Origin of the sequence: Clostridium sp. AF28-12, assembly GCF_003435225.1 — a bacterium.
Classification (GTDB): Bacteria; Bacillota; Clostridia; order Lachnospirales; family Lachnospiraceae; genus Pilosibacter; species Pilosibacter fragilis.
Window position 1 is genome coordinate 124,828 of sequence record NZ_QWGJ01000008.1, and the last position, 22,149, is coordinate 146,976.

Sequence of the window (22,149 nt, forward strand, 5' to 3'; positions counted from 1 at the left end):
CGTGGAAAGAACTGCTGTCCGTATGACCTGCGGCAGCAGCAGTAAAGGAGCAGGAACATGGGTATCAGAGAGGACGAAAAGATCGCCCCGCACTGTGAGTTTATTCATGTCCACGACAAGGTGGTAAAACGGGTGATGGACGTGATGCCGGAAGGCGAGGAGCTCCAGAATCTTGCGGAATTCTTCCGGGTATTCGGCGATTCCACAAGGATCCGTATTCTGTATGCACTCAGCCAGTCGGAGTTATGTGTGTGCGATATTGCAAGTCTTCTCGGAATGGGACAGTCTGCGATCTCCCACCAGCTTCGGATCCTGAAGCAGATGCGCCTTGTCAAGTTCCGCAGGGAAGGAAAGAGCGTTCTCTACTCTCTTGCGGACGGTCACATCCAGACGATCCTCGCACAGGGGATGGAGCATATAGGAGAGAAAATATGAAATTCACGAAGATGCAGGGCATCGGAAATGATTATGTTTATGTAAACTGTTTTGAAGAGACTGTGGAAGATCCCTGCGGGACGGCAAAGATGGTCAGCGACCGCCATTTCGGAATCGGATCGGACGGATTGATTTTAATTAAGCCGTCAAGGGTTGCGGACTGCCAGATGGACATGTACAATCTGGATGGATCCCGGGGTGCCATGTGCGGAAATGGGATCCGCTGTGTCGGAAAATATTCCTATGACCACGGAATCGTGGATAAGACGGAGATCGACGTGGAGACTGCATCCGGAATCAAGCATCTGTCTATGAAATTAAAAGACGGCAAGGTAGGGCTTGTGACGGTGGATATGGGGCGTCCGGAGCAGACCTCCGAGATCGGGGAGCCGATCACGGTGGCTGGAAAAGAGTACCGTTTTACCGGCGTGTCCATGGGAAATCCCCACGCGGTGGTATTTATGGATGGAATCAAGGATATGGAGATCGAAAAGATCGGCCCGTCCTTTGAAGTCCACGAAAAATTCCCGGACCGCACCAACACGGAATTCGTGGAGATCGTAGACCGCGGACATGTAAATATGCGTGTCTGGGAGCGCGGTTCCGGAGAGACGCTTGCCTGCGGAACAGGTGCCTGCGCGACAGCGGTCGCCTGCATCTTAAACGGTCTTACTGACGATGAAGTCCGCGTGACACTGCTCGGCGGCGACCTTCTGATCCGTTGGGACAGAGAAAAGGACACTGTATTTATGACAGGTCCGGCGGCGGAAGTGTTCCACGGGGAGATCTGAAATACCAGACTGACAGCAGCCGGGTGCCTTTAAAACAGTGCTGGATCCGTGAAAATACGGTCGGGCAGCATAGATAAAACATGAACGCAGGAATCGTTTGGTGGTCTGGATATCACAGATGTCTGCCGCAGGGATGCGGCGCGGCTGAACGGTTATCTGTATATAGATAAGGAGTTCCGGGCATATGACACAGCTAAATATACTTGAAAACCGGAACAAAGGAGATAATTATGGATCATATTGACAGGGAGATTCTGCAGATCCTGCAGCATAACGCGAGAGCGTCCTTGAAAATGATCGCGGAGAAGACATTCCTTTCTTCCCCGGCGGTTTCAGCAAGAATTGAAAAACTGGAAAAAGATGGAATCATCACATCCTACCAGGCACAGATCGATCCGATGAAGCTTGGATATCACATCCTCGCCTTCATCAACCTCAACGTGCTTCCGGAGGACAAGCAGAAATTCTATAACTACGCGGAAGGAATCCCGAACATCTTAGAGTGCAGCAGCGTTACCGGAGAATACTCCGTGATCATGAAGGTTGCCTTCGAGAGCACAATGCAGCTCGATAGCTTCCTCGGCCAGCTCCAGAAGTTCGGCAAGACCAGTACCCAGGTGGTATTCGCCACCCATGTAGGTCCACGAGGCGTGCAGGTACAGGAATAGGAATACATACGAAAAATAAAAAGGACATCTGAACGAGAGATACGAGGGTATTTCTGGTTCAGATGTCCTTTTTGCTGCAAAAACAGCGTTTTTTAATCTGCCGCAGGAATTTCCAACCAATTGTTGGATGGCCTGAGGCAGAGATATTTATAAGATCGCAACCAATGCCGACACGATCGGGATCGAGATCATGGACAGCAGAGTGGAGATACAGATCCCTTTCGACACCAGGGTGACATCTTGGTTGTATTCCATACAGAGCATGGACACGTTTCCAGCAATAGGGCAGCCGGAGAGGATCGTGGAGATCTCTAAAAGTATGCGGTTCCTGATAAAGAATCTCAGGACGAGGAAGGTGATCACCGGGAGACCTTCGACTCAAAAATCTTATCGATCACGCCGGATCGGTTGGCGAGATAGCCGGTGAGCATTAAGAGAAAGAGACTCACCATCTGGTTGAATACGATTAACATGGTGTAAAGAGATCCTTTCGTGTGATTGCCAGGGAAAGTTTTAAGACATGGATGGCGCAGGTCTGATGATACGGGAATATGATAAGGTATCCGATCATTCATTCAAAAAATCGCTGTGGATATCCGGACAGCGCAGATTTTGGACTCAATGATTGTATCATATCATAAAATTTATGAAAAAGGAGAATAATTTTGGCAAAGCAGAACAGTGTCATCATTGATCCGGGTCACGGCGGGAGTGATCCGGGGGCGGTATATGGGAACAGACGGGAGAAGGACGATACGCTGGCGTTGTCTTATGATATCGGAAATGCCCTGGAACGCCGGGGGGTCCGGGTGGAGTACACGAGAGTCGGCGATGTATACAACAGTCCATATGAGAAGGCGCAGATCGGGAACAGCTCCACGGCGGATCTGTTTTTGTCGATCCATCGGAATGCCATGGCGGTGCCGGGGTCTGCTTCCGGAACTCTGAGCCTGATCTTTGGGAGAGGTGGCGATGCGGAGACATTTGCGGAGAATATCAACAAAAAGCTTGCGGCGGTGGGCTGGAACGACCTTGGAATCAGTGAGAGGCCGAATCTTGTGGTCCTCAGGGATACAGCACTTCCGGCGGTTCTTGTGGAAGTTGGATTTATCGACAATGAGAAGGACAATGACTTCTTCGATGAGAACATGAGCCGGACCGCGGATGCCATCGCGGATGGGATCGTGCAGACATTTGCGGAGCTGGAAAAGCAGACGGCAGGCGAGGAGATGCCGGGCTTTTATATGGTTCAGACCGGGATCTATCGGGTAAGAGCCAACGCGGAGAGGGAAGTGGAGCACCTGAAATCCCAGGGATTCCCTGCGTTTATGACGTTTAAGGACGGACTTTATTATGTCCGCGCCGGGGCATTCCGGAATATGGAAAATGCAGTGCGGCAGGAGCAGGAACTTCGAAAGCTGGGATATCCGACATTGCTTGTAAAGACATGAGTTATATGCCTGTATTTTGTAATTGTGAAACTTACGAAGGAGCTGAAAAACAGCGAAAATATTATAAAAAAGACTTAAAATTTCAAACTATATATGGTAAAATACAGATAGAATAAAAAGCATTCCCATGATTTTTCCAGGTACATCTGCCGAGAGGCGGGAGGGGAAGAAGGAGGCATTTATGGCGGAGAATAAGAAATTTGTGATCACGGTCGGAAGACAGTATGGAAGCGGCGGAGCGGAGATGGCGAAACGTCTCGGCGAGCGCCTTGGACTTCATGTTTACGATAAGGAGATCTTAAAGATGACCTCCGAGGAGAGCGGGATCCGCGAGAGCTATTTCCACCTTGCCGATGAAAAAGCCGGAAATAAGCTGTTATACCGGATCATCCACTCTCTGATTCCGGAAAACGGAACCCCGTCTCTGGGATCTGACCTGATCTCATCTGACAACCTGTTCCGGTTCCAGTCATCGGTCATCCGGAAACTGGCTCAGGAAGAATCCTGTATTATTATCGGCCGCTGCGCCGACTATGTCCTCGACGGAACTGAAAACCTTGTCCGGCTCTTTGTGTATGCGGAGATCGAGGAGAGGATCAACAAAGTCCGTGAGAAAGGATACTTCCCGGAGGAAGATATCTTAAAGAATATTAAGCGGATCGACCGGGAGCGCCGCGACTATTACCGCTACTATACCGGAAAGAGCTGGGAGAATCTTGAGAACTACGATCTGATGATCAACACAACAAAACTTTCCTATGACGATATGGTGGAGTGTGTGGTAGACTACCTGAAAATGCGCGGGATTCTTGCAAAATAGAGGGAAATACGATAGAATATAGGCGGCTTACACTTAAGCCGCCTTTTCTGTATTATGGGGAGTCGGATTAAGATCCTTATGATAAAACAATTTAAACCAGTAAAATTCGCTGTGCGTCATTCCTGACTGGAACGAGAGCGAGAAAAACACAGAAACTATTTTGACAGGTCATTAGAAAGGAATACACATGAAAATCACACGCCCGATCCGCGCAGTCCTCTTTGATATGGACGGTGTTATGGTAGACAGTGAATTTGTATACATGAAATATCTGCTGGAATTCGCGAGAGAGAAGAATCCGGCGGTCACAATGGAAGATATCAACCCGATGGTGGGCCGCAGCAGGCAGGATAGCTGGATGGTCATGGAGCGGGCCGTAGACAACGGTGAGAGCTGGGAAACACTGATCAAAGAGTGGGCCGAAAGAGACATTTACAGCCGGATCGATTATCGGAAGATCTTCCGCCCGGAGATGAAGACCACAGTGCAGGAATTAAAGCGCCGCGGCTATACAGTCGCGCTGGTATCCTCCACAGGTCCGAAGCTGATCTCGAGGATCGTGGAGGAGGTGGGCATGCGCCCGGAATTTGACCTGATCGTCAGTGGAAAGCAGTTTAAACAGAGCAAACCGAATCCGGAGATCTACCACTATACAGCGGATACTCTGGGAATCCGTGAGGACGAGTGCTTTGTCGTGGAGGATTCTACCGTGGGCATCGAGGCGGCATACCGCGCCGGAATGTCAATCGCCGGTTTGAAGGATGACCGGTTCGGATTCGACCAGAGTAAGGCGGATTACCATATCGATTCAATATCTGATATTTTGAGATACCTGTAATTTCTTCTAAAGCAGTTAAGCTTCAAAAATGCTAAAACCATGGACAGGTTATATAAAATGATGTTGGGGTCAAAAACATTTGCCCTCACAGTTACGCGCAAAAATCCATTCCAAATCGGCTGTGCCGATAAGATTTTTGCTATCTATTCTAAGTTTTCTTACGGTCAGCGTAGTAAATGCGCAGACCTACTGAACAGTTACAATCACACTATATGACAGGAAACGGAGCAAACATATATCATGGCAGAAAACAACAATAAACAGGAAAACATTATCCTCTGCGGCGCAAACTCATACCAGCAGAAATATTACTTCAACGAAAAATTCAAACTTCTTCCGGAAAACATCAAAAAGGAACTTCAGATCATGTGCGTCCTCTTTACTGAGGATGTGGGCGGCATCCTCTTCCTCGAATTCACCCCGGAAGGAAACCTCGAGTTCCGCGTGGAGGCGGAGGACCAGGATTATCTCTTCGATGAGATCGGCAGCGGCCTTAAGATCCGCCAGTACCAGAGAGAAAAGAAAGAACTTTTAGAATCCCTGGAGTTATTCTACCGCGTGGTATTTCTCGGCGGCAAGCTGGAAGACCAGCTGGAAAAAGAGGGAGAATAAAATTTGTTTTTGCTTTTGAATCCCCACAGCAACTGTTAATGGTTGGTTTTACTGATGGAGAAGCGAAAAAAATATCCCGTATCGGAGGACACGGTATGAGAAGAATGGATCGAAAAAACAGAATAAATAAGATCAGAAACAATACAGAATGTCTGAATCATAAAAACGCGTGGAAAGATATGAAGACAGCGGTTATCAAGACTGTCGGCGCCGCGCTTTTCGGCATAACAGTTCTGGGTGCTGCGAGAATGACTCCCTATGCTTTCAACATTGGTCCGGGCATGGAGGATCACGATATCATATATTATCGGGAGCAGCCGGAAAACAACCCGGCCTACAACAACGGCTGGACTTCCAATGTCGGCCCCGGAGCGTCCGGTTCCAATCCGGGCGGCGGACTCGACAGCGAGAAAGATTACGTGTACTCGAAAGGCCCGGGAAACGAGGCGGCACAGCAGTACGCAAAAACAGAAAACAGCACGATCTACATCCACAATACCTACCGCGGCGGCAGCTGGAGACAGCGGGCTGACGGGAAATGGGCCTTATATAAGCCGGACGGAAATCCGGTCTCGAGTCAGTGGGGCTATGTAGATGGAAAGACATATCTGTTGGATATGTATGGAATCATGCAGACCGGCTGGCAGAATGTCAATGGAAACTGGTACTATTTAAACAGCAAAGGAGCTATGCAGACGGGCTGGCTCTTGAAAGAAGGAAAATATTATTTCCTGAACACGGACGGAACGATGGCATACGGATGGGTCAACTCTCAGGGCAGCTGGTATTACTTCCAGAAACCAGACGGAGACATGTTAACCAACGCTTATGCGCCGGACGGACGGTACGTAAACGCAGAGGGAGTTTTGATTCAATGACGTTAAAAATCGGAAATGTGGAACTTGAAAACAATGTGATCCTCGCCCCGATGGCGGGCGTGACGGATATGCCGTACCGGATCCTCTGCAGGGAGCAGGGAGCAGGTCTGGTGTGCATGGAGATGGTGAGCGCGAAGGCGATCCTCTACAAGAATAAAAATACTCAGGAGCTCTTAAAGGTGGATGAGCGGGAGCGTCCTGTGTCCCTGCAGCTTTTTGGCTCTGATCCGGATATTGTAGCGGATATCGCGGCGAGTCTGGAGGATGGTCCATACGATATTTTTGATATCAACATGGGCTGCCCGGTGCCGAAGATCGTTAAGAATGGTGAAGGCTCTGCCCTCATGAGAAATCCGAAGCTGGTGGAGGAAATCCTTACGAAACTCGTGAAAGCGGTGAAAAAGCCGGTGACTGTGAAATTCCGCAAGGGCTTTGACGATACCTGCATCAACGCCGTGGAGATCGCAAAGATCGCCGAGAGTGCCGGTGTGGCGGCGGTGGCTGTCCATGGTAGAACGAGAGAGCAGTATTACTCTGGAAAAGCTGACTGGAATATCATCCGCGAGGTCAAAAAAGCTGTGAAGATCCCGGTGATCGGAAACGGAGATGTCTTTACACCGCAGGATGCGAAGCGCCTTGTGGAGGAGACGGGCTGTGACGGGATCATGGTGGCCCGGGGTGCGAAGGGAAATCCATGGATCTTTAAGCAGATCACCCACTATCTCGAAACGGGCGAGCTTCTCCCGAGACCTTCCGTGGAGGAGCTGAAAGCCATGATCCTGCGCCATGGTCAGATGATGATGGAGTTTAAAGGCGAGCTGGCGGGAATGCGGGAGATGCGGAAGCACGTCGCCTGGTATACCGCCGGATATCCGAATTCTGCGGCATTAAGAAATGAGATCAATTCGGTTGCGACACTGGAGGAGCTGACGGAGCTGATCGGGACGAGACTATAAGGAATATCAAAGGGAGATCCGAAGGATAACGGATCTCCCTTTATTCTTGCGTAACAGGGAATTCTGTGAAATTCCCTGTTACAAAAAAGGCACATTCTATAAAAATGGGGGTGATTCGCCTATTGACAACTGCCATAGATATCTGAATAGGAGACGAGAGTCACGTTTCCGAGTTTTTCGGCCATTTCCGTACATCCACTTGTAAAACCGTTTTTCGAAAACAGAAACAGATGTGTGGAGTTGTAGTGGAAAAGCTGGCTTCGATGGACAAGAAGCTCGAGGACACCGGAATCAACGAGATCGTTTGTCCATTTGCATTCGCAAAACAAGGCTGTATTCCTGTCCTGCTCTCCCATGATGTCGATTTCTGTTTGCGCATGTGTGGCTGGATCAGTTCCCCACCAACGCCCAAGCTCCTTGAAGAAAACAGGAGATTTTCCATTTAAGAGCAGCTGCCATAGATATTGGGTGCAGATATCTTCAAAGATTTTTCCCATATAGTCGGAAAGCTGAGGTCTGATCCTTTGATAGACCAGATCAGATGCGCCGCGGACGATCAGGGAGGCATTATCAGGAATAAACCGGTACCAGAAGCGGAACATGTTGTCCTCAACCGTGTAAATTGTTTTTTTGGAGTTCTTTTCCCCGTAAGGTGTTTCGCGGCGGACCAGTCCCAGAGAGATCAGATTTTTTAAATAAGCAGTACAGGTGCTGCTGTTTTCGCCGACTTTTGTGCTGATTTCCGATAGTTTGGAAGCTCCGGTAGCAATCGCTGAGATAATTGCGTTATATAGCGATGGTTCGCGTACTTCCTGTTTGAGAAGATTTTCAGGTTCCTCGAAGAGGGCGGAGGATGAATTTAAAAATGTATTTTTTATGTTTTCATCAACGCTCATGGAATCATCCATCTGAAGAAGATATTGCGGGGTTCCACCGGCAATCCCGTAAATCAGGGCACAGTCAGATGGAGAAAAATTTCTGAAATAGCGGCATGTTTCAAAAAAGTTAAAGGGTAAGATCTTAAACTGTGCGGTTCGCCGCCCGTACAGGGGGGCTTTATATGCCAGCACATGATCCTCCATATAAGACATGGAGGAACCGCAGAGGATCAGCATGAGTTTTGAGCGATCTTTATATTGGTCGATTAACAGCTGGAGTACAGAAGAAAAGCTTTTTGATGATCGTGCAACATAAGGATATTCATCAATAACAAGGATGATCCGTTCCTGTTCTGAACGTCTAAAAACATACTCTAATGCTGACTGGAAGGTAAGAAAGACAGATTCAGCAGGATTACGACTGTCTGATTCCAGAATACTTCTGCTAAAGTTTTCAAGGTTTTGCTTTGCGTTGCTTTCAATTCCCATAAAATAAATAGAATTTTTATCTTTAATAAAATGGCTGAGCAATGCGGTTTTTCCAACCCGGCGTCGTCCGTAGACAACTGCAAATTCAAATTTATCCGATCGATATAGTTTTTCAAGAGAGGACAGCTCTCTTTCTCTTCCAATGAACATGATTTCACCTCCGGCTGTTGAACATGTGATCAGAGTACAAACAGGCAAATGACTGAATGGTTACATCTTAATTATAGCCGATAATATCCTCATCGTCAAATACAAAAAAGTCATTTGCATTTTACTTAATCATAAATTAGTTAATTATAATTAAGTAAAATGTATTAAAGAAAATTTGCACTGTTTACACGACATACGGACAATAAAACAGTTGTTATCATAGCAAATTTGAAAGAATAAAAAATCCGGATCTGGTTTCTCAGAAGATAACAGATCCGGATTTTATAGTTGTGAGCAGTTAAAGAGTCATATGATGTGCGAGGTTGTTGGTCTCGGAAGCAGCGACAAGACGGAATGCGGAAGCTTTTGATTGTTCAAGGTGGTAGATGAGCTGTTCTTTTGCTTTTTCCCAGTCACCTTTCAGGCACGGTTCTACGATCGCCATGTGCTCCTTGAAAGTAGCCTCCAGACGGAAATTCGAAACATTTCCTGTCATATATCGGAAACGCTCATTCTGCGTCTGGATCGTATCGTAGCTTCTGTTGATAAATTCATTCGGGCAGGCGGACATGATCAACGCATGGAAGCGATAATCGAGGTCATAGAAGGAATCCTTGTCCCGGTATATTTCTTTGTTAGGATCCCATTTCTTGAAAATATCATAGAATTCATTCAAAGCGGAGACGGAAAGATTTGCTCCGTAATGGGTCAGGACATACGGCTCATACATCATTCGGACTTCAAAGATCATATCAATGTCATTTAATGTCAGAGGACGAACGAGAATTCCGCATTTCGGGCGGATTTCCAGAAGACCTTCCTGTTCGAGACGTCCAAGCGCGTCCCGTACCGGGGTACGGCTCAGAGATAATTCAGTGGTAAGCTGTTCTTCATTCAAAAAAGTACCCGGCGCATATTGACAAGTGACGATCTTGGAACGGATCGTATTGTACGCCAGGGTTTTCAGGTTTATTTTAGGCATAATGGACTCCTGTCTTTTTCTTCTCAATAAAAAATATATAGATTCATACTAACACAAAACAAAATCGTTTTCAAGCAGATGTCGACGGTTTTTGCTAAAAACGTCAATTGGCGTTTTGCACAAGCCAAAAAGCTCGATTTTGTTGAAAAAGTCAAAAGTGGTGCAAATTTCTTAACACTTATTGACATTGGTGTAAAAAGTACTATAATCTGTTGTATACAACAAAGAATACAACAGATTTGATTTTGAAAAATTATACAGAAAGCAAAAATCGTAAAATTAAGGAGGAAACAACGATGAAAGCAATGTATATTGACGCACCGGGTCAGGTTTCTATTAAAGATGTAGAGATGCCGGTAAGAAAAGAAGGAGAAGTTTTATTAAAGATTCTTTACGGTGGAATCTGCGGAAGCGATCTTGGTTCCTACCGTGGAACATTCGCATATTTTGATTACCCGAGAATCCCGGGTCACGAGTTCTCCGCTGAGGTTATCGAGGCAGATGAGAACAACGCGTATGGCATCAAGCCGGGAATGATCGTAACCTGCAACCCGTACTTCAACTGCGGACACTGCTATTCCTGCGAGCACGGAATCGTAAACGCATGTATGGACAACCAGACAATGGGATGTCAGAGAGACGGTGCTTTCCAGGAGTACATCACAATGCCGATCGAGCGTGTGTATGACGGTAAGGGAATGGACGCTAAGACACTTGCAGCAATCGAGCCGTTCTGCATCAGCTACCATGGTGTGAGCCGCGCAAACGTAAAAGAGGGAGATAAAGTCCTTGTAGTCGGCGCCGGTACCATCGGTGTTCTCGCAGCGATCGCAGCAAAAGCGAAGGGCGCTACCGTTTACATCTCCGATGTATCCGCAGGTAAGCTTGAGATGGCGAAGGACTTCGGTGTTGACGGAACCTTATTAAATGATTCTCCGGAAAACTTCGAGAAAGGTGTTGCTGAGATCACAAACGGCAATGGCTTTGATGTAACGATCGAGGCAGTTGGTCTTCCGTCCACATTCCAGAACTGTATCGATGCCTGCTGCTTCGGTGGCCGCATGGTTCTGATCGGAGTCGGCAAGAAGAACCTTGACTTCAACTTCACACTGATCCAGAAGAAGGAATTAAATGTATTCGGTTCCAGAAACGCATTAAAGAAGGACTTCTTAGAGCTGATCGATATCGTGAACGCAGGCAAGGCACCGCTCCACAAGATCATCACAAATACATATGCGTTTGATGATGCTGCAAAGGCATTCGATGACTTTGCGCACAACCCGGGCGATATGTTAAAGGTTGTGTTTGATTTTTCCAAGATTTCCAAATAATCAAAAATCATGAAGCTTTCCCCGGGAAACGGGGTGCGAGGTTTTCTGCCTGATGGGGATCGGGCAGAAGACCGGATAAATGTTTTTAAAACAAAAACGGAGGGAAACATTATGAAACTCAAAAAAGTTATGGCATTAACCATGGCAGGTGCTATGGCAGCAACAACACTTACCGCTTGCGGAAGCAGCTCTTCCACAACAGAGACAACAAAGGCAGCTGAGACAACAGCAGCCGCAGCAGCAGATACTACAGCAGCTGCAGCAGCAGATAACGGTTCTTCCGATGCTGAGACAGTTCTTCAGGTCGCTTTCGAGAACTCCATTTCCGAGCCGGTTGGACAGGGCTGGGAGAAAGCTCAGGAGATCATCAAAGAGAAATCCGGCGGCAAGATGGCAATCGAGATCTATCCGGATTCCCAGCTTGGTGATAAGTCTTCCTTAATCGACTCCATGCTTCTCGGTGAGAATGTCTGCACACTTGCAGACGGTGCTTTCTATGCTGACTACGGTGTACCGGATTTCGGTATCGTATTCGGACCGTTCCTGTTCGATTCCTGGGATCAGGTTTGGAAACTGGTTGATTCCGACTGGTACAAAGAGCAGTGTGGCAAGCTTGAAGAAAAAGGCTTAAAGATCATCGCTTCCAACTGGATCTACGGTGAGAGACATACTCTTACAAACGTTCCGGTCAACACAGTTGATGACTTAAAGGGATTAAAGATCCGTGTTCCGTCCAACGAGATCCAGTCCAAGGGCTTCGATGTACTTGGCGCAACATCCACAGGTATGGCACTTGGAGATGTTTATCAGGCTCTTCAGACAAAGACCATCGACGGTGCTGAGAACCCGCTTGCAACTCTGTACGGCAGAAAGCTTCACGAGGTTGCTAAATACTTAATCCTTGACGGACATGTAAAGAACTTCACAACATGGGTTGTATCCGCTGACTGGTTCAACAGCCTTCCGGAAGAGCAGCAGACATGGTTACTTGAGACAGCAGAAGAAGCTGGTGAGTACAACAACGAAGTACAGCAGGCTGCTGACGCTGAGTACCTTCAGAAGATGAAAGACGAAGGCGTAACTGTTGTTGAGCCGTCCGAGGAAGTTCTTGCCGGATTCAAGGAGAAAGCACAGCCGTTCTATGAAATGGGTGCTGACTTTGGCTGGAGCGATGGCCTCTATGACACAGTTAAAAAGGCTATGGGTGCTGAATAATCCATTTTGCAGTAAAAGCATAAAGTAACTGTTCCCGGCGGATCTGTCCGCCGGGGCAGTTTCCCTGATAGGAGTCTGAAAATCTATGGAGAAGAAAGAAAATAAAGCTTCAGCGATCCTGATGAACATTGACATCGTTGTCGCTTCCATTATTCTTGCGATCCTGATCGTCCTGACATTCCTCGGCGTTGTATGGAGATATATCTTCAACGCACCATTTACATGGCTTGAGGAGGTTCAGACCTCATGTATGGTCTGGATTGTATTTGCAGGCGCAGGTGCAGCATTCCGCTCCGGCAACCATGTTGCGATCGAGATGATCGTCGACCTGATGCCGAAGAGTATGCAGAAGATCATGGAAATCCTGATTTCCATCGTAGTTGTAGTTGTAATCGGATATCTGTTCATGCAGAGCATCGGTTTCATCCAGGTGTTCGTAAAGAGCGGACGTTCCACAAGTATGTTAAAAATTCCGTATTCCTGGGTATACGGTATCGCGATCTTATCCTATTTTGATATGATCATCAGCTATTTCTACGCCCTGTTCCACGGCGTAAAATCTGAGGCAAAGGAGGCAGCAAGCAGCAATGAGTAATGTGTTAATGTTATCTGCAATTGTGATGCTGGTCCTTCTTTTCTTCAAGGTTCCGGTATTTATCGCCGTCCTCGGCGGTTCCATGGTTTACTTCGTTATGAACCCGGGAATCAATACCGTTATCTTTGCCCAGCAGGCAATCATTGGTACTGAGAAAATTTCCCTTATGGCGATCCCGTTCTTCGTTTGTGCCGGTATCTTCATGAACTACACCGGTGTTACAAAGAGGATCATGGATTTCTGTGAGGTTGTAACAGGACGTCTTCCTGGCGGTCTCGCACAGGTAAACGTACTTTTATCCACCGTTATGGGCGGACTTTCCGGATCCAACATCGCCGATGCAGCGATGGAGTCTAAAATGATGGTTCCGGAGATGACAAAGAAGGGCTTCTCTCTGGAGTTCTCCAGTGTTGTAACAGCCGCTTCCTCCATGATCACACCGCTGATCCCGCCGGGAATCGCAATGATCCTTTACGGATGTATCGCGAACGTTTCCATCGGTAAGCTGTTTATTTCCGGCTTCGGTGTCGGAGGTCTTCTCTGCGTTTCCATGATGATCCTTGTAGGAGTGATCTCCAAGAAACGTGGCTATGGTCTTTTAACAACAGAAAAATTAACCTGGTCCAAATTCTGGACAGCTTTAAAACCGGCGATCCTGCCGCTGCTCCTTCCAGTTATCATCATCGGTGGTATCCGTATCGGTATCTTCACAGCTACCGAGGCAGGAGCTGTAGCGATCCTCTACGCTGCATTCCTTGGTTTTATCTACCATGAGATGCACATCAAGGATATGATCCAGGGCTTAAAGGAGACTGTCTGCACGACAGCTTCCATCATGCTCATCGTATCCGCTGCGTCCGTATTCTCCTGGATCCTCACAAAAGAGAGAATCCCGCAGGCGCTGACAGCGTGGATGCTTGCAAACATCCACAGCAAATATGTATTCCTGATCGTTGTAAATATCTTCTTACTGATCGTAGGTATGTTCATCGAAGGTAACGCTTCCATGATCATTCTGGTTCCGCTTCTTGCGCCGATCGCTGCACAGTACGGAATCAACGAGATCCAGTTCGCAATGATCTACATCTTCAATAACGCCATCGGCGCATTATCACCGCCTATGGGAACCCTGATGTTCGTAACCTGCTCTATTACAAAGTGTAAGACCGCAGCATTCATCAAAGAAGCAGTACCGTTCTACATCCTGCTTATTATCAACCTGATGCTCCTTACCTGGGTCGAGCCGTTTACCACATTCCTTGTAAATCTGTTCTATTAGGGTAAACTTGCTGCCAGATGGGGATCGGTATGATGCCCCGTCTGGCAGTTTTGATTTATATACCATGAATTCTTTTATATGAAGAAAGGAAATTATTATGGAACGCTTAAATTATGATGTTCTCAAAAAATCTGGTTATGATGGATATGTATTAAAAGACGCACCGGAGAAAGTTCTTCAGTTCGGTGAGGGAAACTTCCTTCGAGCATTCGTTGACTACTGGTTTGATCTTGCAAATGAGAAAGCAGGCTGGAACGGAAAATGCTGTCTGGTACAGCCGATCGCTCCAGGTCTTGCAAAGATGATCAACGAGCAGGAAGGTCTCTACACACTGTACCTTCGCGGAAGCGAGAACGGACAGAAGGTAGACGCTAAGAGAGTGATCTCCAGCGTAAAACGCTGCTTAAACCCGTATGAGAAAGAGGATTACGAGAAGATGATGGAGGTTGCTGCAAGCGACGACCTTGAGATCATCGTTTCCAACACAACAGAGGCCGGTATCCAGTATGATCCGTCCTGCAAACAGGATGACTGCCCGCCGTCCAGCTTCCCGGCAAAATTAACTCAGGTTCTCTATCATCGTTACAAAGCAGGAAAGAAAGGTATCATCATGCTTGCCTGCGAGCTGATCGACAACAACGGTAAAGAGCTCTTAAAGTGCGTAAACCAGTACATCGAGCAGTGGGGACTTGAGGACGGATTCAAGAAGTACGTAAATGAAGACTGCACATTCTGCGGTTCCTTAGTAGACCGTATCGTTCCGGGCCGTATCAAAGACGCAAACGAAGTTGCTGAGCTTGAGCAGAAGAATGGCTACGCTGACCCGCTTACAGATGTTGGCGAGGTATTCGGCGTCTGGGTCATCGAGGGCGATGAGAAGTTAAACGACATTCTTCCGTTCAAGAAAGCAGGACTTCTTGACAAAGTATTCGTAACACCGGATATGAGCCCGTACAAGAAGAGAAAAGTTAGAATCTTAAACGGCGCTCACACAGGTTTCGTACTCGGCGCTTACCTTGCAGGCGAGAACATCGTTCGTGACTGTATGCATGACGAGGTCATCAAGGGCTTCATGAACAAGATGCTCTACGATGAGGTTATCCCGACACTTCCGCTTGACAAGAACGACTTAATGCAGTTCGCATCCGCAGTACAGGATCGTTTCAACAACCCGTTCGTTGACCATGAGTTAATGAGCATCTCCTTAAACTCCACATCTAAGTGGAAAGCAAGAAACATGCCGTCCTTCCTTGAGTACATCAAAGAGACCGGTAAGCTTCCGGAGTGCCTGACCATGTCCTTAGCGGCTTATATCGCATTCTACAGCAATGACATCCAGGCTCTGACAGACGCAGGTCTTGTTTGCAAGCGTCCGGCCGGCAACGAGTACACCGTAAGCGATGACAGATGGGCACTTGAGTTCTACTATGCGCACAAGGATGACTCCGCAGAGGCTCTTGTAAACGCAGTTCTCACTAACGAGAAAATGTGGGATCAGGATCTCACAAAGATCGCTGGTCTTGAGGAGAAGGTTGTCGCTGACCTTAAGAAGATTCGCACGGAAGGAGCAAAGGCTGCATTTGCAAGCTGCCTTTAATTAACATATGAAAGTAATTCAGATTTCCAGACTGGATAACGTAGCGGTCGCTCTTCACCCGATCAAAAAGGGTGAGGAGGTCACTGCAGGCGGCATCACAGTCACAGCGCTTGAGGACATCCCACAGGGCCACAAGATCGCGTTAAAACCGATCAAGAACGGTGAGAATATCATCAAATACGGCTTTGCCATCGGTCACGCGACAGCAGACGCAGAGGCCGGTGCATGGATGCACACCCACAACGTGAAGACAAATCTGGAAGGAGAGATGGAGTATACCTATACTCCGTCCCTCGACTTCCCGGAAAAAGTTGAGCCGGAGACTTTTATGGGCTTCCGCAGAAAAGACGGCCGCGCGGCGATCCGCAATGAGATCTGGATCATCCCGACCGTAGGCTGTGTCAATGATATCGCAAAGAAAATGGTCCGCGACAATCAGGATCTTGTGAAAGGCACCATTGACGGACTCTATACATTCCCGCATCCGTTCGGCTGCAGCCAGACAGGCGCAGATCATGCACAGACAAGAAAGCTTCTTGCAGCCCTTGTCCGTCATCCGAACGCAGCCGCTGTTCTCGTATTAGGACTTGGCTGTGAGAACCTGACCCACGAGCAGTTCCTGGAAGAGCTTGGCGATTACGACCATGACCGCGTAAAATTCCTGACCTGTCAGGAAGTGGATGATGAGTTTGAGGCAGGAAGAAAGCTTCTTGAGGAATGTTCCGCATACGCGGCGCAGTTTGAGAGAGAGCCGATCCCGGTCAGTGAGCTTGTTGTCGGCATGAAGTGCGGAGGCTCCGACGGACTTTCCGGCATCACCGCAAACCCGACTGTCGGACGTTTCAGTGATATGATGGCAGCCAGAGGCGGTTCTACTGTGCTTACAGAGGTTCCGGAGATGTTCGGAGCGGAAGGTTTCTTAATGAACCGCTGTGTAAATAAAGAAGTATTCGACAAAGCCGTCAACATGATCAACGGCTTCAAGAACTACTTTATTAGCCATCACGAGGTGGTTTACGATAATCCGAGCCCGGGTAACAAGCAGGGCGGTATCACCACCCTTGAGGATAAATCCTGCGGATGTGTCCAGAAGGGCGGTACAGCTCCGATCATGGATGTCATCGGTTATGGTGATCCGGTGGTGACAAAAGGTCTTAACATGCTTTACGGACCGGGAAATGACCTGGTATCCGCTACAGCCATGACGGCTGCCGGAGCGCACATGATCCTGTTCACAACAGGTCGCGGAACACCGTTTGGTGCACCGGCTCCGACCTTAAAACTGGCGACAAACAGCCAGCTTGCGGAGAGAAAGAAAGGCTGGATCGACTTCGATGCCGGTCCGATCGCTGACGGCGAGACCATTGATGATGCTGCGAAGAGACTTCTGCAGCTTGTGATCGAGGTTGCCGGCGGAAAACAGACAAAAGCCGAGGAGAAAGGCTTCCGCGAGATCTCCATTTTTAAAGACGGTGTTGTGCTGTAATAACAGCTTCACAATTTTTTATGTTTCCCTTATAGAGACACCTGCTTTCCGGTCAGAGATGGCCGGAGGCGGGTGTCTTTTTTTGAGTAATAGGAAATTCCGAAGAATTCCCTGTTATATAAAAAGGCACTCACGTGCCAATGATATGCACTCGCGCGAAGATGTAGACTGTCACAAGCAACCGCGCGGGGCGCGAGAATATGCCAGGGCACATTCATTTTACGGAGCATCCGAACAAGCCGCCTGTGCAGGTCCGGTGGGCGTCCGCGTGGGATTGTCCTATATTTTAAAAGACCCCGGCAGTGTCCTGTGAGAGGCACTGCCGGGGGTAAGTAGGGGGAGTATGGGTATGACGATTGGAATCAGTCTGTAAGTCTACACTTACCATGCTGGGGAAGGAGCGGGATTAAATAATGTAATTATGAGGTATGGTTCTCCGGAACAGCTTCTGCGTCTGGTGTGGACGGTATTGCCGGATCACCCGTGCCGGAGCTTAAATCGGAAGTACCGGATTCGGGTTTTGCGGCTGCGGGATTTGCAGCCTGTTCACGATGTACAGCCGGGATCGTAAGTCCGCTGACATTAATATTCCGGTTCACCTTTGCGTCATACGTTTGCGCTTTCAGGATATCCCTGAAATCCACACCGGTGGCCTCGGACATGGTGTCGAATACCTGCTGCATGACAGCCGCCGTATTTCCGGAGATTTCGCTGACTCCGCTGCCGTTTGTGCCGTTTGCACCACCGGTTCCGTAGATATTGACCTTGTCGATAGAGGACAATGGCTTCGCGATCTCTGCGGCCATCTGCGGCATAATGCCTACTAACATCTCGACGATAGCGGCGTTATTGTACTTCGCATAAGCTTCTGCTTTTTTCTCCATACCTTCCGCCTCTGCGACGGCCTTTGCCTGGATCGCAGCCGCCTCCGCCTCTCCGCGGGCACGGATTCCGGCGGCTTCCTGCTCCGCCTGATATCTTGCGGCATCTGCCTTTGTACGCATGGCTTCCGCCTCTTTTTCTAACTCATATTTTCTGGCTTCCGCCTCACGCTGACGTTTTGCAAGCATGGCAGCCGCCTCCTGCTCGACCTTGTAGCGCTCCGCATCGGCTTTCTTGTTGACTTCCGCGTCTAACTGCTGCTGTTGAACGGCAACTTCCTGCTTCCGAAGTTCTGCTTCGCGCTCCGCCTTTGCGATCTGGGCATTTACGGTAGCTGTCTGGATCGTTTTTTCCTGTTCCTGCTTCTGGATTTCATAAGCAGCGTCCGCTTCCGCTTTCTTCGTGTCGGAGTGCTTCTGAAGCTCTGACTTACGGATCTCCAGCTCGTTATTTTTCTCCGCGATCTCTGTCTCCGCAAGTACGCGGGCATCGTTGGCAGATTTGTTCGCTTCTGCCTGGGCGATAGCGATATCGCGGTCTGCCTGGGCTTTTGCGATCGCGGCATCTTTCTTGATCTTTGAGGTATTGTCGGCACCAAGATCCCGGATCAATCCATTATCGTCAGTGACATTCTGGATATTACAGGACAGGATCTCGATTCCCAGCTTATCCATGTCCTTGGATGCCTTTAGCATAACCTGATCAGAGAAGGAATCCCTGTCGGTGTTGATCTCCTTTAAGGAGAGAGTACCGATGATCTCACGCATGTTTCCCTGGAGGGAATCCTGAAGATCCATGGTGATATCCTCGGGCTTCTTATTTAAGAAGTTTTTTGCTGCCAGACGGATCCCTTCCTGAGATGGGGTGATCCGTACCTTGGCAACCGCGTCGACATTGACATTGATAAAATCGTTTGTCGGAACGGACTGTTCCGTTTTGATATCGACGGTCATCTGTCCGAGATATAAACGGTCCATCCGTTCAAAGAACGGGATCCGGATTCCGGAACGTCCGATGAGGATCTTTGCGTCATGCTTAAGACCGGAAATAATATAAGCCTGATCCGGCGGAGCTTTCACGTATCCACATGTGATGAGGACAAGGATCAGAATCAGAATGACTGCAATGGTGATAGGGATGATCAGATGATTCAAATTCATAGAAACTCCTTTCTGGACCTTGACTTTTGTTGCAAAATTCTCATGTGTAACAGAAAAGTTTGAGGAATTTCCTGTCACATAAAAAGGTATATTCCTTTTCGCTAAATTCACAGTATCAGAAAGTATCAGAAAATACAATACGATGCAACAAAGTGTAAGAAAACGTAAGAGGAATGTAATCGGAATGCCATAAAATTGCCACATAGATTACATTTTTCTTAAAACTGAGCGCGGTGGATTGATAGCGGAAGAAGTTATGGTATATTTATAGATAGAAGGATTGGATCGTGTCGAAATATGATATGGACTGGATTGTGGCGGTTGTGGATACGAAAAAACTTCGGATGTTCGGAGACCTAACGCCCACCGAGACAAATTTACTGTTACATACCACCTGAAAGAGGTGGGAGTTTTCGCGACTGAGATAAAAGGGAGGGATCACATGGATACCAGAATCTGGATGCAGGAGTCGTTTTGGGAGAGTGCAGAGAAGCAGAGTGTGAAAGAGAGTCCGCAGGAAAACGCTGGACATCTCTCAAAAGACCAGAATGAAAACGGTGGAAATAAGCTGGTGGATCAAAAGACAAGTCTCTGGAAGCAGACGTATGAGAATATTCTGGTTGGGATGGGATTCTGCGTGATCAAACTGAATTTTCTTCTGTTATATTATATTCTGCCGTTCATAGGAATCCTTATGATATTTGCAGGATTACGGAATTTGAAGCAGGAAGATAAATGGTTTAAGGCGGGGTATGCTGCGGCAGCGATCAACGTTGTGATTACAATGATTTCCATAGTGAGTGGAACTTTTATCAACAGAAGACAAATTTATGATACATATATTTGGCAATTCATGCTCTTATGGGAATTTGCATTGCCGCTGATCATAGCATCCTGCTTTTTCCGCGGCATGCAGACAGAGCTAAAAAAGCGTGAGAAGGAAGCGGACAACAAAATCCTGATCCATTTAGTTATCTGGTATGCAGTCATTATACTGCTTATGAACATGAATGACAGCGGCTGGATCATTGGAATCGCTGTTCTTGCGACATATATTGGAATTCTTGTGGAGTTAAAACATACCGCTGAAGATCTGGAAAAGGCAGGGTATGTATTGGAAGAACCGCCGATGCGTGTCTCCAACGGGAAGTGTGCGGCAGGGGCAGTTGTTCTAACCGCAGCAGGACTTGTAATCGGAACCATATTCTTTGGTTCCTACCATATGAAATGGAATGAGGTGAAGGCACTGAAGGATCCGGCATACGAGGAGATAAAAACGCATCTGGTCTCGATTGGATTTCCGGAGGATATTCTGGATGACCTGAAAGAGGAAGATCTCTTAGCGTGCAAGAACGCCAGACAGGTACGATTGCAGCAAACGGATTATCCGATCAATGACGGAGAACAGGTCGTCACAAGGTCAGAAGGCTACACGCAGTATTCGCGGGAGTATCCTCATAAAGAACTGAGACTCAGTGGAATTGCAGTAGAACTTGAGCAGGAAGGGCATTGGAAGATCATCCATCATTTTCTTTGGAATGAAGATCCGGGCTTTCATGGGACAGAGGCTTTGCAGCTATATCCGGCATGCCGGGAACGGAATGGTGGCTGGCTCGAAGAAGGAGAGCTGACCGGACAGGTCCTTTATGATAAGAAGGAAATTTCCTATGCCGCGGATTACGCGTCTCTGGAAAACGAGACTTATGATATGGGGCAGAGCTGGCCGTTTTATGAGAGCCGGGAGACGAGCAGTATCTTCGCAGAGTTCTCGATGCCATGGCGCGGGGAGCGATGCCGTGGATATGTATCTTATGGCATCAGGGAAAAAGAGAAGGACTGGTGGATCGATTCCTGGCTGAACTATACGCATCAGAAGAGCATTCTGCAATATCCAGTCATGACGGCAGCTCAGAATCGAAAACAGGGCGGCTGGCTGGATAACCTGGTATTCTTCACGGTACAGGATGCGCTGCAGGTACTTCCGGGAGAAGAAACTGATTAAAAGGTATGTAAAATCAGGAGAAAAATTGACTGCAATGGTTTGATGCGTGTTTGCACTTACAATGTTAGCGGTAAATATATGGACTGAGAGACAAAATTTCTGCCGGAGAATTCAATTCAGGTTGGGCTTTTGCGTGTGATTATAAAGCAAGTGAATGGTACAGGCAGTTGTTCTGTTGGGGATAAGATCCACAGAATGACTGCTTATTTGATGGATTATCCACATATGGTATTTGTAAACAGGGGTAATAACAAAATGTAGATATTGCACATACAAAAGAAAAAACTTTGAAAAAAACTGGAAAAAGAGGTTGACTTTTCCGTGGGGATTTGATATTATAATACTCGCCTTGAGCGACAGGGCAAAACTTATTAAGAGTCATTAAGAAAACTTCTTAATCTTTCGAAAAAAGTTTTAAAAAATTCTTGACAAACCGGAAACGGTATGATAGAATAAACAAGTTGCCGCTGAGAACGAAAACGACAACGAAACAAAGTTCCTTGAAAACTGAACAGTATGTAAAACCCTGAAAATTCTTATAAAAATGGTCTTTGGTTTAGACCATGAATGAGAACATTCAGAACAAAACCTAACAAAACAGTAGAACGGTTTAAAATTAGCCAAGCTAAATTTTGGATCTGGACAACTCAACGA

At 47.5% G+C, this 22,149-nt stretch carries 20 protein-coding genes; 16 read left to right on the forward strand and 4 right to left on the reverse strand.

Annotation, left to right across the window (positions count from 1 at the left end):
* Positions 1-57: 57 nt before the first annotated feature.
* The 3 genes from DWY93_RS08885 (at position 58) to DWY93_RS08895 (ending at position 1,894) form a co-directional block, all read left to right on the forward strand.
* Entirely contained in the window at positions 58-435 is a 378-nt protein-coding gene (locus DWY93_RS08885) for a metalloregulator ArsR/SmtB family transcription factor (protein WP_015552593.1), read from the forward strand.
* The gene (dapF, locus tag DWY93_RS08890) at positions 432-1,226 is read left to right on the forward strand and encodes a diaminopimelate epimerase (protein ID WP_015552592.1); all 795 of its coding nucleotides are present in this window, start codon (positions 432-434) and stop codon (positions 1,224-1,226) included. The genes DWY93_RS08885 and dapF overlap by 4 nt, the downstream gene beginning before the upstream one ends.
* A 230-nt stretch (positions 1,227-1,456) precedes the next feature.
* A complete protein-coding gene (locus tag DWY93_RS08895; protein WP_015552591.1) occupies positions 1,457-1,894 on the forward strand; it encodes an Lrp/AsnC family transcriptional regulator in 438 nt (145 codons plus the stop codon).
* Positions 1,895-2,041: 147 nt separating this feature from the next.
* On the opposite strand, the gene DWY93_RS08900 is transcribed toward DWY93_RS08895, so the two are convergent.
* On the reverse strand, positions 2,042-2,257 hold the full coding sequence (locus tag DWY93_RS08900) for a hypothetical protein (RefSeq protein ID WP_117470043.1): 216 nt from the start codon (positions 2,255-2,257) through the stop codon (positions 2,042-2,044).
* A gap of 302 nt (positions 2,258-2,559) precedes the next feature.
* Between DWY93_RS08900 and DWY93_RS08905 the strand changes: the two genes are divergently transcribed.
* From DWY93_RS08905 to dusB, 6 genes are all read left to right on the forward strand, one after another.
* Positions 2,560-3,345: an N-acetylmuramoyl-L-alanine amidase gene (locus tag DWY93_RS08905; protein ID WP_117470042.1), complete on the forward strand. Its 786-nt coding sequence runs from the start codon at positions 2,560-2,562 to the stop codon at positions 3,343-3,345.
* 181 nt (positions 3,346-3,526) lie between these two features.
* Positions 3,527-4,165 carry a cytidylate kinase-like family protein gene (locus DWY93_RS08910; RefSeq protein WP_015552589.1) on the forward strand — a complete coding sequence of 213 codons (639 nt, stop codon included), beginning with the start codon at positions 3,527-3,529 and terminating at the stop codon, positions 4,163-4,165.
* 187 nt (positions 4,166-4,352) lie between these two features.
* Complete coding sequence (locus DWY93_RS08915; RefSeq protein WP_117470041.1) at positions 4,353-5,003, forward strand: HAD family phosphatase; 651 nt, start codon at positions 4,353-4,355, stop codon at positions 5,001-5,003.
* Between the two features lie 240 nt (positions 5,004-5,243).
* Positions 5,244-5,615 carry a DUF6145 family protein gene (locus tag DWY93_RS08920; protein WP_117470040.1) on the forward strand — a complete coding sequence of 124 codons (372 nt, stop codon included), beginning with the start codon at positions 5,244-5,246 and terminating at the stop codon, positions 5,613-5,615.
* Between the two features lie 95 nt (positions 5,616-5,710).
* Positions 5,711-6,493, forward strand: a complete 783-nt coding sequence (locus DWY93_RS08925; RefSeq protein ID WP_181968361.1) for a hypothetical protein — start codon at positions 5,711-5,713, stop codon at positions 6,491-6,493.
* Positions 6,490-7,449, forward strand: coding sequence for a tRNA dihydrouridine synthase DusB (gene dusB / locus DWY93_RS08930; protein WP_015552585.1), 960 nt, complete (start codon positions 6,490-6,492; stop codon positions 7,447-7,449). Before DWY93_RS08925 ends, dusB begins: the two co-directional genes overlap by 4 nt.
* 119 nt (positions 7,450-7,568) lie before the next feature.
* On the opposite strand, the gene DWY93_RS08935 is transcribed toward dusB, so the two are convergent.
* Both DWY93_RS08935 and DWY93_RS08940 read right to left on the reverse strand, forming a co-directional pair.
* Positions 7,569-8,966, reverse strand: a complete 1,398-nt coding sequence (locus DWY93_RS08935) for an ATP-binding protein (RefSeq protein WP_117470038.1) — start codon at positions 8,964-8,966, stop codon at positions 7,569-7,571.
* Between the two features lie 298 nt (positions 8,967-9,264).
* Positions 9,265-9,948, reverse strand: coding sequence for a GntR family transcriptional regulator (locus DWY93_RS08940; RefSeq protein ID WP_117470037.1), 684 nt, complete (start codon positions 9,946-9,948; stop codon positions 9,265-9,267).
* Positions 9,949-10,244: 296 nt separating this feature from the next.
* Between DWY93_RS08940 and DWY93_RS08945 the strand changes: the two genes are divergently transcribed.
* The 6 genes from DWY93_RS08945 to DWY93_RS08970 all read left to right on the forward strand — a co-directional run bounded on the left by DWY93_RS08945 (position 10,245) and on the right by DWY93_RS08970 (position 17,451).
* Positions 10,245-11,279: a zinc-binding alcohol dehydrogenase family protein gene (locus DWY93_RS08945; protein ID WP_021905262.1), complete on the forward strand. Its 1,035-nt coding sequence runs from the start codon at positions 10,245-10,247 to the stop codon at positions 11,277-11,279.
* A 111-nt stretch (positions 11,280-11,390) separates the two neighbouring features.
* A complete protein-coding gene (locus tag DWY93_RS08950) occupies positions 11,391-12,494 on the forward strand; it encodes a C4-dicarboxylate TRAP transporter substrate-binding protein (RefSeq protein WP_117470036.1) in 1,104 nt (367 codons plus the stop codon).
* 85 nt (positions 12,495-12,579) lie between these two features.
* A complete protein-coding gene (locus DWY93_RS08955) occupies positions 12,580-13,089 on the forward strand; it encodes a TRAP transporter small permease (RefSeq protein WP_117470035.1) in 510 nt (169 codons plus the stop codon).
* Entirely contained in the window at positions 13,082-14,368 is a 1,287-nt protein-coding gene (locus tag DWY93_RS08960) for a TRAP transporter large permease (RefSeq protein WP_117470034.1), read from the forward strand. The genes DWY93_RS08955 and DWY93_RS08960 overlap by 8 nt, the downstream gene beginning before the upstream one ends.
* A gap of 97 nt (positions 14,369-14,465) precedes the next feature.
* The gene (locus tag DWY93_RS08965) at positions 14,466-15,965 is read left to right on the forward strand and encodes a tagaturonate reductase (RefSeq protein ID WP_117470033.1); all 1,500 of its coding nucleotides are present in this window, start codon (positions 14,466-14,468) and stop codon (positions 15,963-15,965) included.
* 7 nt (positions 15,966-15,972) lie between these two features.
* Positions 15,973-17,451 carry an altronate dehydratase family protein gene (locus tag DWY93_RS08970; protein WP_117470032.1) on the forward strand — a complete coding sequence of 493 codons (1,479 nt, stop codon included), beginning with the start codon at positions 15,973-15,975 and terminating at the stop codon, positions 17,449-17,451.
* Positions 17,452-17,870: 419 nt separating this feature from the next.
* Here DWY93_RS08970 and DWY93_RS08975 read toward each other — a convergent pair whose 3' ends face one another.
* On the reverse strand, positions 17,871-19,493 hold the full coding sequence (locus DWY93_RS08975; protein ID WP_117470127.1) for a flotillin family protein: 1,623 nt from the start codon (positions 19,491-19,493) through the stop codon (positions 17,871-17,873).
* Between the two features lie 442 nt (positions 19,494-19,935).
* Between DWY93_RS08975 and DWY93_RS08980 the strand changes: the two genes are divergently transcribed.
* A complete protein-coding gene (locus tag DWY93_RS08980) occupies positions 19,936-21,495 on the forward strand; it encodes a hypothetical protein (RefSeq protein WP_117470031.1) in 1,560 nt (519 codons plus the stop codon).
* The last annotated feature ends 654 nt before the right edge of the window (positions 21,496-22,149 follow it).

Coding starts and splice junctions, on each gene's coding strand:
- DWY93_RS08885 (WP_015552593.1), top strand. CDS start 58: ATGGGTATCAGAGAGGACGAAAAGATCGCCCCGCACTGTGAGTTTATT.
- dapF (WP_015552592.1), top strand. CDS start 432: ATGAAATTCACGAAGATGCAGGGCATCGGAAATGATTATGTTTATGTA.
- DWY93_RS08895 (WP_015552591.1), top strand. CDS start 1,457: ATGGATCATATTGACAGGGAGATTCTGCAGATCCTGCAGCATAACGCG.
- DWY93_RS08910 (WP_015552589.1), top strand. CDS start 3,527: ATGGCGGAGAATAAGAAATTTGTGATCACGGTCGGAAGACAGTATGGA.
- DWY93_RS08915 (WP_117470041.1), top strand. CDS start 4,353: ATGAAAATCACACGCCCGATCCGCGCAGTCCTCTTTGATATGGACGGT.
- DWY93_RS08920 (WP_117470040.1), top strand. CDS start 5,244: ATGGCAGAAAACAACAATAAACAGGAAAACATTATCCTCTGCGGCGCA.
- DWY93_RS08925 (WP_181968361.1), top strand. CDS start 5,711: ATGAGAAGAATGGATCGAAAAAACAGAATAAATAAGATCAGAAACAAT.
- dusB (WP_015552585.1), top strand. CDS start 6,490: ATGACGTTAAAAATCGGAAATGTGGAACTTGAAAACAATGTGATCCTC.
- DWY93_RS08935 (WP_117470038.1), bottom strand. CDS start 8,966: ATGTTCATTGGAAGAGAAAGAGAGCTGTCCTCTCTTGAAAAACTATAT.
- DWY93_RS08940 (WP_117470037.1), bottom strand. CDS start 9,948: ATGCCTAAAATAAACCTGAAAACCCTGGCGTACAATACGATCCGTTCC.
- DWY93_RS08945 (WP_021905262.1), top strand. CDS start 10,245: ATGAAAGCAATGTATATTGACGCACCGGGTCAGGTTTCTATTAAAGAT.
- DWY93_RS08950 (WP_117470036.1), top strand. CDS start 11,391: ATGAAACTCAAAAAAGTTATGGCATTAACCATGGCAGGTGCTATGGCA.
- DWY93_RS08955 (WP_117470035.1), top strand. CDS start 12,580: ATGGAGAAGAAAGAAAATAAAGCTTCAGCGATCCTGATGAACATTGAC.
- DWY93_RS08960 (WP_117470034.1), top strand. CDS start 13,082: ATGAGTAATGTGTTAATGTTATCTGCAATTGTGATGCTGGTCCTTCTT.
- DWY93_RS08965 (WP_117470033.1), top strand. CDS start 14,466: ATGGAACGCTTAAATTATGATGTTCTCAAAAAATCTGGTTATGATGGA.
- DWY93_RS08970 (WP_117470032.1), top strand. CDS start 15,973: ATGAAAGTAATTCAGATTTCCAGACTGGATAACGTAGCGGTCGCTCTT.
- DWY93_RS08975 (WP_117470127.1), bottom strand. CDS start 19,493: ATGAATTTGAATCATCTGATCATCCCTATCACCATTGCAGTCATTCTG.
- DWY93_RS08980 (WP_117470031.1), top strand. CDS start 19,936: ATGGATACCAGAATCTGGATGCAGGAGTCGTTTTGGGAGAGTGCAGAG.